We start from the raw sequence: 14,107 nt of genomic DNA on the forward strand, positions 1-14,107 counted from the left end.
ACCTCGGCCGGATCCGCACCCTTGCAGGGCTTTCGCAACTGTTTGGCATCTCTTGGGTCCTAGACTCGGGCGGTGCCTGAGCAGGGGGAGGAAAGGCCAGGGGGAGGAAAGGCATGGACACGGTCATCGTGCAGCTGCCCGAGGAGCCGTCGGCAAGGCCCGGAAGCAGCGGCCGCCCGGAGAGGCCCCGGCTGCTCCGCCTCGGCCCCGGCGACACCGCGGACTTCGGTCGCGGGGCCCCGGACGTACCGGTTCCGGTGGCCCTCGACGACCCGGCGGTGTCCCGCAGAGCGGGCCAGATCGTGGCGGCGGAGGACTACTGGCGGCTGTCCAACTTCAGCCGTACGTCGACGTACGTCGTGGAGAACCTGGAGGGCGCCGGCGAGCACGTGAAGGTCGCGCCCGGGCGGGTGGGCGCGCCGGTGCCGTTCGAGTTCTCGCGGGTGCTGCTGCCGGGCACGGACGGCGAGGCGGCGTTCAAGGTGTTCGCGCCGGAGCACGCGTACGTGGACGGCGCCGCACCGGGGGAGGTGGCGTCTCCGCTGATAGGGGAGCCGACGACCAGCCCGTTCGCGCTCGATCCGACGTCGAAGTACTTCCTGGTGCTGCTCGCCCTGTGCGAGCCCCGGCTGCGGCAGCCGTCGAGCGCCGCGGTGCCAGGGGTGGGCGAGGTGGTGGAGCGGCTGCGCGGGGTGGACGGGTGTGCGGAGCTGACCCGTTCGGCGGTCAACTACCACATCGACTATCTGACTTCGGTCAAACTCCGGCTCCGCGAGCAGCGCGAGGACGGTCCGGACGAGACCGGCGGATCCGGTCATCAACTCGGCGGCAAGCGCGAGGAGTTGGTGGCGTTCGCGCTCCGGTTCGACCTGGTGCGCGAGGAGCATCTGCCGTTGCTGTCCCACCGCCCCCGCCCCGCGGTGCCCGCCCAGGGCCCGGCGTAGGGCCGCGCGGCGCATGGGACTCGGCAGCACTCCCCCGATCGACGTTCCGGACGGCTACCGCGTGGGGCCCTGGCGCGTCACCGGGCCGATCGGGTCGGGGAGTTGGGGCAGTGTGTACGCGGCCGAGCACCGTGCGGACGGTACGCGCGCGGCCGTGAAGTTCCTCCGCACCGATCTGCTGACGCCGGGTCAGCGCGGCGGCATGGAGGAACTGGTCGCGCGCGAGGTGCGGTTCAGCCTGGAGGCGGACCACCCGAACCTGGTCCGCACGCACGCGGCGCACACCGTACGCGATCCGGACAGGCCGAAGCTTGACGGCCTGACCGCCCTGGTCATGGACCGCGCCGAGCACAACCTCCACGAACTCCTGACCGCCGAGCCCGGTGGGCCGCTGCTGTCGGCCGAGCGCATCCTGGAGGGCGTGGCGGCCGGGCTCGCGCATCTGCACGGGCGCGGCTGGGTGCACGGCGACCTGAAACCGGCCAACGTGCTGCTCGCGTACGACGGTTCGGTGTGGCTCGCCGACTTCGGGCTGACCGCGGAGCTGGACGGCACGCACGCGTACGTACCGCCGCTCGGCACACTCGATCACGTACCGCCCGAGTGGTGGTCGGAGCGGACCGGTGCGCAGGGCACGAAGGTGCGGCCCTCGGCGGACGTCTGGGCGTTCGGAGTGGTGGCGCACCAGGTGCTGAGCGGTGGGCTGCACCCCTTCCCGGGCTCGACGGCCCGCGCCCGCGCGCTGGCCGCGCAGGCGTACGCGCGCGGCGGCGCCCCGCTCCGGCTCGACGAGTCGGTGCCGCAGGCGTGGCGGGAGCTGATCGCCGCGTGCCTGCGACCGGACCATGGCTCGCGGTCACGGATGGACAGCGGGCAACTGGCTTTACGCGTAAGGGAGTTAGCGGATACGGGAGGTCATCCGCGGCGCCGCGCCCGAGGTCGGCGGGGTCGACGGAGTCGGCAGACGGCTGTGCTGCTCGCCGCGGCCGCGACGGTACTGGCCGCGGCCACCGGCTCCGGCCTCCTCCCGCTGACCGGCGACACCGGCAACTCCCCGCCCACGGACGGGCGTTCGCAGGCCCCGCCGGTCTCGGCGCAGAACCTCGCCGACCGCGCGGACGTGCCGCGCACCCTGCGGCCCCACATCACGAACACGGCGATGCGCTGCGCCGACGAGGCGGTCACGCCCGCCCTGATCGCGGCGATCCTCAAGGCGGAGAGCGGCTTCGACGTCGACGCACACCGCGTACGGCGCGGCAAGGACGGTATCGAGGTCCCCGAGCACGGAGTGGCGATGTGGACGCCCGAGGTGTTCCGCGACTGGGCGAAGGACGGCGACGGGGACGGCCGCACCGACTACATGAACCCGCCGGACGCGATCTCGACGATGGGCTCGTACCTCTGCTACCTCGCCCGCACGTTCCGCGAGCACGGGATGACGGCGGACATCCAGTCCTTGATGGCAGCCGCGTACCGCACGAGCGGCAAGGTCGTCCGGGCGGAGGGCGGGGTGCCGGAGCGGACTCGGGAGCATGTGGGGCGGGTGCGGACGTACCTGGCGGCGTACGCCGAGTGAGGCACGGCCCGGTCGTCCGCGAGCGGCCGCCCTCGCCCCCCTGACATCCGTCAGGTACCCCTCCCCCACCCCCAGACCCCATCGTGGAGCACGTAAGGACGACGAGCCCCGGCAGACAGCCGCCAGGCAGTACGGGGGGACGGGGACTCGTCGTACGGGGAAAGACCAGTACGTGGAAGGAACATCACCATGCGTATCAACGGGGTCAAGAGGGCTCTTGCCGGGTTTGCCGTCGCCGCCGCCACCGTCGGGGCCGTGGCCGCCACCACCGGGTCCGCGCAGGCGTCCGCTCCGGGGGCTGCGAAGGCCGTGCCCGCGGCTGCGCAGCAGGCCAAGGCGCCGGTCTGCGTCGTCAACGACAACGGCGTGAACTTCCGTGGCGGGCCCGGTCCTGAGTACCCGGTGCTCGGCCAGGTGAACCGGGGCCAGAAGATGGACGGGCTCGGTGTCCAGGGCGTCTGGGTGCACGGCAACCTGCACGGCGGGCACACCGGTGTCTGGATCCACACCGCGTACCTCGACAACTGCTGAGGTCCGCAAGGAACTTCGGGCCCGCACCCCTGGGCGAGGGGGTGCGGGCCCGAACCATGCGCGGTTCCTTCCCAGGGCGTCAGCAGCGCATCGACGCCGGGTCCGCCGCCTCCGCGATCAGCTTCTCGTGGGCCGCCTTGAGCGCCGCCACGTCCGGTTTCATCACCTTCCTGTCGTAGGTGAGGAGTCCGTTCAACTCCCCTTCCACGTCCGTGATCTGGGTGTAGACCGCGCCGTTGCTGCCCTTGCAGGCGAGGTCGCGGACCTGGGAGAGGAGCTCCAGGTATTCGTCGGTGTACTTGTCGCGTTCCACGCCCACATACGTGTGGCGTACGGGCCATGCGTGGCCGGGCACCGCAAGGCCGAGGCCGCCGTACTCGCCGCTGACCAGGGCACGTTTGCCGTCGGGCTCGGGGAGTTGCGGGCTCGGGTAGCCGTGTGCGTCGGCGATGTCGCCGTTGCCGCCGTCGACGGCGCCGCAGCAGTTGAGTCCGCTCATGTTGTTGACCAGGCGGCTCGGGTCCCAGGCCTTGGCCTGGTCGGCGACGCGGGCCTGGTCGTACTGGCCCCAGCCCTCGTTGAACGTGACCCACTGGACGACCGAGGGGCTGGACGAGTGCTGGTCGATCATCCTCTTCATCTCGCGCTCGTACTGTGCCCGCGACTCCTCATCGGGGTTCACACCGGCCGTCATGGCGGGCATGTCCTGCCAGACGAGCAGGCCCAGCTTGTCCGCGTGGTGGAACCAGCGGTCCGGTTCGACCTTGATGTGTTTGCGTACGGAGTTGAAGCCGAGCGCCTTGTGCTGCTTCAGGTCGTACGCGAGGGCCTCGTCGGTGGGCGCGGTGTGCAGGCCGTCCGGCCAGTAGCCCTGGTCGAGGGTGGCCATGGAGAAGACCGGCTCGCCGTTGAGCAGGGTGCGCGGGGCGCCGTCGACCTCCTTGACCTCGATGGAGCGCATCCCGAAGTAGCTGCCCATCTCGTCGTCGCCGACGGTGACCTTCAGGTCGTACAGATGCGGGTCGTCCGGTGACCACAAGTGCGGGTCGGGGACGGGGAGTTGAAGCTGCTTGCCGGTCGTGCCGGTGGTGCGTCCGACCTCGCGGCCGTCGTCGTACGCCACTGCCGTGACGGGCACTCCGTCGCGTACGCCGCGTACGTCGACCGCGAGTTGTTCGGCGGTGACGTCCGGGGTGAGCTTCAGGGAGTCGGCGTGGTCCGTGGCTACCGGCTCCATCCAGACGGTCTGCCAGATACCGGAGTTGGCGGTGTACCAGATGCCGCTCGGGTCGAGGCGCTGCTTGCCGAGCGGCGGGTTCTCGCCGTCCTTGGCGTCGGTCGGGTCGTACACGCCGACGATGAGCTCCTGGGTGCGGCCCGGCTTGAGCGCATCCGTGATGTCGGCGCTGAACCGGTCGTAGCCGCCCTTGTGTTCGGTGACCTTCTTGCCGTTGACGTAGATCTCCGACTGCCAGTCCACCGCGTCGAAGTTCAGCTTGAGGCGCTGGTCCGAGCCGATGCGCCAGTTCTCGGGGACGGTGAAGGTGCGCCGGTACCACATGCGGTCCTCGTGGCGTTCGACGCCGGACAGCTGCGACTCGACCGGGAACGGCACGAGGATCTTCTCGGCGAGCTTCTTCCCGACCGGCGGCGCCTCGCCCTCCTCGGCCGCCGCGAACTGCCAACTCCCGTTCAGGTTCTTCCACTTGTCGCGGGTGAGCTGGGGGCGCGGGTACTCGCGGTGCACGTTGCCGGGGGTGACGTCGTCGGCCCACCGGGTGCGCAGCTGGTACGTGGAGTCGTTGGCGCCGCTGCTCCAGAACGCGCCGATCTCCTTGCCGTCGGCTGCGCGCAGGCCGCCCTCGCCGTCGTACCGGAGGTCCGCCTGGCCGCCCTGGCCGACGACGGGTTCCTTGAGGCGGACGAGGAGACGGCTGCGGTCGGCCGGGTCGTGGGCGACCTTGCCGAGGGGCCAGTCGGCGCCGCCGATGACGGCCTTCAGGTGGCCGGTGAGACCGGCGGGCGGTGCGGCGAGTTCCTGGGCGAAGTCGAGGCGGAGGGTGCGGCCGTCCTTCAGGACGGTGGCGTCGAGGGCGCCGTCGTACGCCCAGTCCTCGGGCAGCCGGAACGCGGACTGCGGGACGGGCTCCTTGTCCTGGCCGGGCTGGATCCAGTTGAGGTGCAGGTTGGAGCCGCCCTCGTGCTCGAAGTACTCGACCTTGAAGTCGTACGCCGTGCCCGCGGTCAACTCGACCGGCTGCGAGGTCTGTTCCTTGTCCCAGTCGTCCACCCAGTGGTCGATGACGGGCTTGCCGTCGATCCAGAGGCGGAAGCCGTTGTCGCCGATCATGGTGAAGGTGTGGGCGCCGGTGCGTTCCGGGACGAGCCTGCCGGTCCAGCGCACCGTGGCGTCGTCGCTCTTGCCGGTGGCGGTCGCGAGGCGCGGTTCGAGGTTGTCGAAGTCGATGTTCCGGTCGAAGCCGGTGGCCTTCAGCTCGGCGAAGTCGAAGGCGCCGGGCGCGGACTGGGTGTAGTAGTCGCCCTTCAGGCCGTGGGGCTCCTCGGGGTCGTCGGCGGCGGACGCGGGGCCGACGGCGGTCAGTCCGGCCAGGGCGAGCAGGGCCGCGAGCAGCAGCGCCAGGCGGCGCCTGACGCGCGCCGGGGCGCGGCGGGGTGCGGATGCGGGTGGTCTGGGACGCACGGTTCTCCTCCTACGTGACCAGCGATGCGGACGCGAGCAGTGCGGGAGTGTGCGGTGCGGGGGGTGTGCGGTGCGGGGGGGTGCGCGGTGCGGGAGTGTGCGGTGCCGGGGGGGGGTGTGCGGTGCGGGAGCGTGCTGTACGAGGGCTTTGCGCCGAAGGGTGGCGGCGCGTGATCCGAGTCTGTACAACGTTGGAAGCAACGGCAGTTGGCATGAGAGCACGGGTTCCGGCCGCTGTCCAGGGGCCGCGGCACCGACCGGTGGTCGGACGCGGCAGAGGCTGAAGGAGATGCGGTGCGGGTGAGCCTGAAGGATGTCGCGGAGCGCGCGGGCGTCTCCATCAAGACCGTCTCGAACGTCGTGAACAACTATCAGCACGTCACCCCGGCGATGCGGTCCCGCGTCCAGGCGGCCATCGACGAGCTCGGCTACCGCCCGAACTTGACGGCCCGTCATCTGCGCAAGGGCCGCACCGGAATCATCGCGCTCGCCGTGCCCGAGCTGGGCAACCCGTACTTCGCGGAGCTCGCAGGCGCCGTCATCGACGAGGCCGCGCGCCACGACTACACGGTCCTGCTCGACCACACCCGCGGCGAGCGCGAGCAGGAGATCCTGGTCAGCCAGGGGTTCCGGGCCCGGGTGATCGACGGCCTGATCCTCAGCCCCCTTGAGCTGGAGGCGGAGGACCTCGCAGGGCGCGACGACGACGTACCGCTGGTGCTCCTCGGCGAGCGGCAGTACGACCTCCCCCACGACCACATAGCGATCGACAACGTGGCCGCCGCGCACACCGCCGTACGTCACCTCATCGGCCGGGGCCGTACCCGTATCGCCTACCTGGGCGCGCGCACCGACTCCGCGAACCGGCCCGCCCACCTGCGTCTTCGGGGCTGGCGGGAGGCGCTGACGGCGGCCGGTCTGCCCGCGCCCGACGAGCTGGTCGGGCCGACCGGCGGCTGGGACCGGGAGGACGGGGCCGAGGCGATGGCGCGCATGCTGGACGCCGGGGTGCGCCCGGACGCGGTGTTCGCGTACAACGACCTGGTGGCGATCGGCGCGATGCGGGTGCTGCACGAGCGCGGGCTCCGGGTTCCGTGGGACGTTGCGGTGGTCGGCTTCGACGACGTCAAGGAGGGCCGGTTCGGGGCGGTCACGCTGACCACGATCGCGCCGGACAAGGAGGCGATCGCGCGGCTGGCGATGCAGTCGCTGCTGCGCTCCCTGGACCGGTCGGAAGACACCGTCGGGCGTGAACTCACCGCGGAATTCCGGCTGGTGGAGCGGGAGAGCACCCTTGGCCGGCGCTGAGAGCGGTTCCGGGGAAGCGTTGCGCGGAGGGTTTACAGGCCCCTTCCAACGATGTAAATGTGTGGCCGCAAGGCCCGTACCGCCGCACGCCTGTACGCACGCCTGTACCGCACGCCTGTACCGCACGTCCGTACCGCCGCAAGAGCCGTCATCCCCCCGCGTGGCGTCGCGCCGCGGGGGCCGCGCACCTCTGGGGACGTCATGAAGCCGAGCGCTCAGCCACGCCGTACGACCGTCAAGACCCTTGTCGCCTCCGCGCTCTGCGCGAGTCTCGCCCTGGCCGCGGGCTGCGCGAAGTCCGAGGACGACGGGGGCGGGAGGAAGAGTTCCGGCAAGGGCGGGGACTCCGGACAGGTCGTCGCCTCGCCCGGCGCCGGGGGTCAACAGACCTGCTCCGTCGAGGAGTTCGGGGGTGAGAAGCTGGACCTGAAGGGGGCCACGGTCGGGTTCTCGCAGTCCGAGAAGGAGGCCAACCCCTTCCGGATCGCCGAGACCGCGTCCATCAAGGACGAGGCCGACAAGCGCGGACTGAAGCTGCTCACCGCCAACGCCCAGTCGCAGTTCTCCAAGCAGATCAGCGACGTGCAGGCCCTGATCGCCAAGGGCGCCGACGTCCTGGTGATCGCGCCGCTCAACTCGGACGGCTGGGGCCCGGTCCTTCGTACCGCCAAGGCGCGGAAGATCCCCATCGTCACCATCGACCGCAAGATCAACGCCAAGGCCTGCGAGGACTATGTCTCGTTCATCGGCTCCGACTTCGTGGAGCAGGGCAAGCGCGCCGCCGACCGGATGATCGAGGCGACCGGCGGCAAGGGCGAGATCGCGATCCTGCTCGGCACGCCCGGCAACAACGTCACCACCGAGCGCACCAAGGGGTTCAAGGACCGCATCGCCGAGAAGGCCCCGAAGCTGAAGGTGGTCTTCGAGCAGACCGGTGAGTTCGCCCGCGAGAAGGGCCAGTCGGTCACCGAGCAGCTGATCCAGTCCAAGCCGGGCATCACCGGGATCTACGCCGAGAACGACGAGATGGGCCTCGGCGCGGTGAACGCCCTCAAGGGCGCGGGCAAGAAGCCGGGTGCCGTGAAGATCGTGACGATCGACGGTACGCGCAACGCCGTGCAGGGCATCGTGGACGGCTGGATCGACGGGGTGATCGAGTCCAACCCGCGCTTCGGGCCGCTCGCCTTCCAGACCCTGGACGCGTTCACCAAGGGCGAGAAGGTCGCGCAGGACATCGTCATCAAGGACAGCGCGTACACCGAGAAGAACGCCGAGGCCGACCTCGGCAAGGCGTACTGACGATGTCTCAGGACCACACAACTCCCGTACGCACAGGGGCCGTTCTGGTCGCGGACGAGGTCACCAAGGCGTTTCCCGGTGCCCTCGCCCTCGACCGGGTGAGCTTCGCGGCGCGGGCCGGTGAGGTGCACGCGCTGATCGGGGAGAACGGCGCCGGGAAGTCCACGCTGATCAAGGTGCTGACCGGGGTGTACGCGCCGGACGCCGGCACGCTCACGTACGGCGGCGAGCCGGTGCGCTTCGGGACACCGCTGGACGCGCAGCACGCGGGGATCTCCACGATCTACCAGGAGGTCAACCTCGTCCCGCTGCTCAGCGTCGCCCGCAACCTCTTCCTCGGCCGCGAGCCGCGTACCCGGCTCGGCCTGATCGACTTCCGCCGGATGCACCGCGAGACGGACGCGGCCCTGCGGGAACTCGGCGTACGCGTGGACGTGACCCGCCCGCTGCGCTCGCTGGGCGTGGGCGCGCAGCAGATGGTGGCGCTGGCCCGCGCGGTGGCCGTGGACGCGCGGGTCGTCATCATGGACGAGCCCACATCGTCGCTCGAACCGCGCGAGGTGCGCACCCTGTTCGGCGTGATCCGGATGCTGCGCGAGCGCGGGATCGCGGTGGTGTACGTGAGCCACCGCCTGGACGAGCTGTACGAGGTCTGCGACGCGGTGACCGTGCTGCGCGACGGCCGCGTGGTGCACACCGGACCGCTCGCGGGCCTGGACCGGCTGCGGCTCGTCTCCCTGATGCTGGGCCGGGACATGGGCGAGGTGCGCAGCGAGGGCGCCACGAAGTTCTCCGGTGACCACGACCCGGGTACTCAACCCGTGCTGTCCGCCGAGGAGTTGAGCCTGCGGCACACCTTGCACGGGGTGAGCGTGCGGGTGCGGCCGGGTGAGGTCGTCGGCCTCGGCGGGCTGCTCGGCTCGGGGCGCAGCGAGACGGCCAAGGCCATCGCGGGCGCCCTCGCGCCGGACTCAGGACGGGTCGTCGTGGCGGGCGCGCCCGTCCGTACGGGGTCCACTCCGGCCGCGATCCGGGCGGGCATCAGCCTGCTCCCGGAGGACCGCAAGGCGGAGGGCATCGTGCCGGGCCTGTCCGTACGGGAGAACATCGCGCTGGCCGCGCTGCCCGCGCTGTCCCGGTTCGGCCTGGTGGACGAGGCGCGGATCGACGCCGTCGTGGACACCTTCGTACGGCGCCTTCGCATCAAGGCGTCCAGTCCGCGGCAGCGGGTCGGTGAGCTGTCCGGCGGGAACCAGCAGAAGGTGCTGCTCGCGCGCTGGCTGGCGATGCAGCCGAAGGTGCTGCTACTCGACGAGCCGACGCGCGGCATCGACGTGGGCGCGAAGGCCGAAGTGCAGGGCCTGGTCGACGAGTTGGCCGCGGACGGTCTCGGGGTGCTGCTCATCTCGTCCGACATGGAGGAGCTGGTCGAGGGCTCGGACCGGGTCGTCGTCCTCAAGGACGGCGCGGTCGTCGCGGAGCTGACCGGCGCCGACGTCACCGAGGACGCCCTGCTGCACGCCATCGCCGCCACCGGGGAGGCCGCCGCATGACCGAACTCTCGTTGCGCGGCGCCGAGTTGGACAAGACGCGGATGGTGCGCCTGCTGCAGGACTACGGGGTGTACGCAGGCGTCGTCGTGCTGTTCCTGGTCAATGTGGTGGTGACCCCGAACTTCGTCTCCGCGGAGAACTTCCGCACCCAGGCCGTGCAGGTCGCGCCCGTCCTGATCGTGGCGCTCGGCATGGCACTCGCGATCGGCAGCGAGGGCGTCGACCTGTCGGTGGGCTCGGTGATGGCCCTGTCCACCTCGCTGATCTCGCTGTATCTCGGATACGGGCCGTGGATCGCGATCCTCGTCGCGGTGCTCGGCGGCATGCTCGTGGGCCTCGCGAACGGCTCGCTGATCGCGTTCGTCGGGGTCCAACCCATCGTCGCCACCCTGGCGTTGATGGTCGCGGGGCGCGGGCTCGCGCTCGTCCTGCTGCCACAGCTCAAGGACATACGCGACCCGGGCATGGCCGCACTCGGCTCGGGCGGTGTGCTCGGCATCCCGTATCTCGCGCTGATCGCGGCGGCGCTCGCGGTGGCCGTGGCGTTCGTAGTGCGCCGCACCACGTTCGGGCGGCGCCTCCTCGCCATCGGCGACAGCCGGCCCGCCGCGCAGCTCGCGGGCCTTCCGGTGCGCCGGGTGCTGATCGGGGCGTACGTGCTCTCGGGCGCCCTCGCCGCACTGGCCGGCGTTCTGGCCACGGCCCGGCTGACCGCGAGCGATCCGACCTCGCTCGGCACGCTGATGGAACTGTCGGCGATCACCGCGGTGGTGGTCGGCGGGACCCCGCTCAGCGGTGGCCGGGTGCGCATCGGCGGCACCGTCGCGGGCGCCGTCCTGATCCAGCTGCTCACCGCCACGCTCATCAAGCACGACCTGCCGCCGTCCTGGACCCAGATCGCCCAGGCCGTCGTGATCGTCGCCGCCGTGTACGCGGCGCGGGAACGGGGGAAGCGATGAAGCGGGGGACGCCCGATGATTCGGGGGACGCCATGAATCGGGGGAAGCGATGACCGCCACCCGCACGGAGACCACCGTGGCCGGTCCCCTCGCCGACGACGAACCGCTGGGCGCGAGCCGCGGCGAACGGCTCACCGCCCTCGCCCAGCAACACGGCGCGCTCGTCGCCCTGTTGGCGCTCTCCGCGGTCGCGAGCGTCGGCTTCGACTCGTTCCTGACCGGCGACAACCTGGAGAACATGGCGGTGTCCTCGGCGTTCCTCGCCGTGGTCGCGCTCGGCATGACCTTCGTCATCGTCACCGGCGGCATCGACCTGTCGGTGGGCTCCCTGTTCGCGCTCGGCGGGGTACTCGCGGCCTGGGGTTCGCAGTACGGCACGCTCGTCGCGCTCGCCCTGCCGCTCGCGGTGTGCGGGCTCATCGGCCTGGTCAACGGGCTGCTGATCGCGCGGGCCCGGCTCGCCCCGTTCATCGTCACGCTCGCGGCGATGCTGCTCGCGCGCGGCGTCCTGCTCGCGGTCACCGACGAGGGCTCCACCACGTATCTCGTCGACGAGTCCGCGTTCTTCGCCCGCCTCGGCCAGGAGAAGCTGCTCGGCGTCGGCCTGCCGGTGTGGATCACGGCCCTGCTGTTCGTCGCGGGCGCCGTTGTGCTGCGCCGCACGCGCTTCGGGCAGTACGTGTACGCGGTGGGCGGCAACGAGGACGCGGCGGCACTGATGGGCGCGCCCGTGGCCCGTACGAAGGTCGCCGTCTACACGCTGTCGGGGCTGTGCGCGGGCTTCGCCGGAGCGCTGAACGCGGCCTGGCTGGTGTCGGGCGTGACGATCCTCGGCAGCGGCATGGAGCTGGAGGCGATCGCGGCCGTGGTGATCGGCGGGACGCTGCTCTCTGGCGGCTTCGGCTTCATCAGCGGCTCGCTGGTCGGGGTGCTGCTCCTGAAGGTGATCCAGAACGTCATCAACCAGATCGGTTCGCTGGATTCTGCTTACCAGCAGGTGGTGAGCGGGGGGTTCCTGGCGCTGGTGGTGGTCGCGCAGACGTGGTTGGGGCGGAGGCGGAGGATGGTGTAGGGGTTCGGCGGGCCGATCTATCCCCTCCCCGCCCCTTCCCGAAAGCTTGCAGCAGCTTCGGGGGCTGCGCCCCCGGACCCCGGGCTTCGTCGTTCGTCTGCGGCGCCATCGTGGCTGGTCGCGCAGTTCCCCGCGCCCCTGTCGGGGCACGTGAATTCAGCCCCTCCGGCGATTGAGGAGCGGGGTCCGGGGCGGAGCCCCGAAGCTCCGCAGGATTTCGGGAAGGGGCGGGGAGGGGAGAAATCAGCTCGGCGGGCGGTCGAAGCAGCAGTCGCCGCACACTCCCCCACCCGGGCAGCGGTAGTAGAGGCAGCAGCTGCGGCGCCGGAAGCTCGGGGGCTCAGAGCCGGTGTCGAGGGTGCCCGTGCCGGAAAGCTCCGGGCGGCGGAACAGAACCAGGCCCAAGTCGAGGGCGCGGCCCGCGACCTCGGGACGGCCCTCACGCAGCGCCCAGATGTGCAGCTCCCGCACCGCCCCCGCAAGCGCAGAGCCCGCGTTGCCCCACAACAGTGGCCCCGCGATCCGGTGCCGGCGGCGCAGCGCAGCGCCCAGCGGGGCAAGGTGCCCGTCGACGACGCTCCCGGCGAGCGCGTCGAGCGGCAGCGTGCGCACCTCGTCCAGCCACAGGTCGTCCGGGCTCGTACCGTCCGGGTCCCAGCACAGCCGCGCCGGGTCGAGGTCCAGGGCCCGGCCGTACAGCGCGGCGGCCCCGAGGCTCACGGACCAGAGGCGCGCGGCGAGCCCCAACTGGGCCACGGACACGCCGATCCGCGCCTCCGGCGCCCCGAGCCGCGCGGTCACTTTGTCGACACGGAGTGCGAGCGGGTCCGGGGCGCCTGCCTCCTCCCCGTACACCCGTGCCAGCGGAACGGCAGCCGCCGGCCGTCCCGTACGCAAGGCGAAGAAGCCGCCGACGGAGCTGAGCAGTCGAAGATCCACCGCCCCATGATGACGGGCTCCGGCACAGGCACGGCCATGGGTCTGGCCAAGGATCACCACCCCCGGTTGGACGCGGGCGAGGGGTGTACTCCATCGGCAGTACGAGGGAATGCCTGCTCAGGGACGACGACGTAGCGGAATGTCCGCGTCATCGTGGACGTTATGGAAGGCGACCGTTCACCGCACGAGCCGCAGGATCTGGCAAGGAGGCGCCGATGAGCGCCCTCGTACTGGCAGTGCTGCTCTCGCTCGTGTCCGCCGTCGCCTACGCGGGCGGGGCGATCGTCCAGGAGCGCGTGGCGGTCACCGACACCCACACGTACGCCCCGGTGCGCCGGCCCGGCTGGTGGATCGCCGTCGGCCTGAACGGTCTGGGCGCCGCCCTGCACGTGGCGGCGCTCGCGTTCGGTCCGCTCAGCCTGGTGCAGCCGCTGGGCGCCCTGACCATCGTGTTCGCGCTGCCGATGGCGGCCCTCTTCGTCGGCCGCGGGGCCGGGCCGACCGCCTGGCGCGGTGCGGTCCTCGCCACCGTGGGCCTCGCCGGGCTCCTCTCGCTCGCCGGGAACGCCGGGTCGGACTCCCTGGCCGGGCCGGAGCGGCTGTCGCTCGCCCTGGTGACGTTCGGGTCGGTCGCCGCCCTGATGGCTGCCGCGCGGGCGGCGACGCGCATCCCGGTGATGCGCAGCCTGCTGCTCGCGACGGCCTCGGGCATCTCGTTCGGCATCGCCTCCGTGTTCACGAAGACGGTCACCGTGGACCTGACCTCGGGCGCGGGCCTGACAGGCGCGTCGAGCCTGCTCGTGATCGCGGTCCTCGCGACCGGCGGACTGCTGCTCTCGCAGGCCGCGTACCGGGGCGCGGGCCTCGCGGTCCCGCTCGCGGTCGTGACGGTGGTGAACCCGGTGGTCGCCGCGACCGTCGGCCTGACACTGTTCGGCGAGTCGTTCCGGTACGGCACGGCGGGGGCGGTCGGCGCGCTGCTCTTCGGCGCCGTGGCGGCGGGCGGCCTGGTCATGCTGACGACGGAGCGCATCCACCGCACGGGCACCGCGCACGCCCCCGCGCCGCCTCTGCCCCTGGTGCCGAACGACCCGGCGGCCCTCGACGGCCTGGGCGACCTGGACCCGGCGGAGCTGCGGCGCCTCGAAGAGATCCCGGACCAGCCGCCCGGCGCGGGCGACCGGCACTTCTGGCACCGCGTGCGGTCGTGAAGCGAGGAGAGGGT

General features: G+C 71.6%; 11 protein-coding genes. 9 read left to right on the forward strand and 2 right to left on the reverse strand.

Going from position 1 to position 14,107, the window contains the following annotated elements; all coding sequences use genetic code 11:
* Window positions 1-113: 113 nt before the first annotated feature.
* The 3 genes from QIT00_RS16090 (at window position 114) to QIT00_RS16100 (ending at window position 3,051) form a co-directional block, all read left to right on the forward strand.
* On the forward strand, window positions 114-944 hold the full coding sequence (locus QIT00_RS16090; protein WP_282535950.1) for a serine/threonine protein kinase: 831 nt from the start codon (window positions 114-116) through the stop codon (window positions 942-944).
* Window positions 945-957: 13 nt separating this feature from the next.
* Complete coding sequence (locus tag QIT00_RS16095) at window positions 958-2,520, forward strand: serine/threonine-protein kinase (protein WP_282535951.1); 1,563 nt, start codon at window positions 958-960, stop codon at window positions 2,518-2,520.
* 189 nt (window positions 2,521-2,709) lie between these two features.
* Window positions 2,710-3,051, forward strand: a complete 342-nt coding sequence (locus QIT00_RS16100) for an SH3 domain-containing protein (RefSeq protein ID WP_282535952.1) — start codon at window positions 2,710-2,712, stop codon at window positions 3,049-3,051.
* A 79-nt stretch (window positions 3,052-3,130) separates the two neighbouring features.
* Here QIT00_RS16100 and QIT00_RS16105 read toward each other — a convergent pair whose 3' ends face one another.
* Complete coding sequence (locus QIT00_RS16105) at window positions 3,131-5,752, reverse strand: PA14 domain-containing protein (RefSeq protein ID WP_282535953.1); 2,622 nt, start codon at window positions 5,750-5,752, stop codon at window positions 3,131-3,133.
* Window positions 5,753-6,046: 294 nt separating this feature from the next.
* Here QIT00_RS16105 and QIT00_RS16110 point away from each other — a divergent pair, with 294 nt between their 5' ends.
* The 5 genes from QIT00_RS16110 to QIT00_RS16130 all read left to right on the forward strand — a co-directional run bounded on the left by QIT00_RS16110 (window position 6,047) and on the right by QIT00_RS16130 (window position 11,943).
* On the forward strand, window positions 6,047-7,060 hold the full coding sequence (locus QIT00_RS16110; RefSeq protein WP_282535954.1) for a LacI family DNA-binding transcriptional regulator: 1,014 nt from the start codon (window positions 6,047-6,049) through the stop codon (window positions 7,058-7,060).
* A 201-nt stretch (window positions 7,061-7,261) separates the two neighbouring features.
* Window positions 7,262-8,359, forward strand: a complete 1,098-nt coding sequence (locus QIT00_RS16115) for an ABC transporter substrate-binding protein (protein WP_282535955.1) — start codon at window positions 7,262-7,264, stop codon at window positions 8,357-8,359.
* A 2-nt stretch (window positions 8,360-8,361) separates the two neighbouring features.
* Entirely contained in the window at window positions 8,362-9,912 is a 1,551-nt protein-coding gene (locus QIT00_RS16120; RefSeq protein WP_282535956.1) for a sugar ABC transporter ATP-binding protein, read from the forward strand.
* Window positions 9,909-10,871 carry an ABC transporter permease gene (locus QIT00_RS16125; protein WP_282535957.1) on the forward strand — a complete coding sequence of 321 codons (963 nt, stop codon included), beginning with the start codon at window positions 9,909-9,911 and terminating at the stop codon, window positions 10,869-10,871. The genes QIT00_RS16120 and QIT00_RS16125 overlap by 4 nt, the downstream gene beginning before the upstream one ends.
* A gap of 49 nt (window positions 10,872-10,920) precedes the next feature.
* Window positions 10,921-11,943 carry an ABC transporter permease gene (locus QIT00_RS16130; protein ID WP_282535958.1) on the forward strand — a complete coding sequence of 341 codons (1,023 nt, stop codon included), beginning with the start codon at window positions 10,921-10,923 and terminating at the stop codon, window positions 11,941-11,943.
* 243 nt (window positions 11,944-12,186) lie between these two features.
* Here QIT00_RS16130 and QIT00_RS16135 read toward each other — a convergent pair whose 3' ends face one another.
* Entirely contained in the window at window positions 12,187-12,882 is a 696-nt protein-coding gene (locus tag QIT00_RS16135) for a (2Fe-2S)-binding protein (RefSeq protein WP_282535959.1), read from the reverse strand.
* Between the two features lie 215 nt (window positions 12,883-13,097).
* On the opposite strand from QIT00_RS16135, the gene QIT00_RS16140 reads away from it, so the two are divergent.
* A complete protein-coding gene (locus QIT00_RS16140) occupies window positions 13,098-14,093 on the forward strand; it encodes a DMT family transporter (protein WP_282535960.1) in 996 nt (331 codons plus the stop codon).
* Window positions 14,094-14,107: the final 14 nt, after the last annotated feature.

Source organism: Streptomyces luteolus, from assembly GCF_029968015.1.
GTDB lineage: Bacteria > Actinomycetota > Actinomycetes > Streptomycetales > Streptomycetaceae > Streptomyces > Streptomyces luteolus.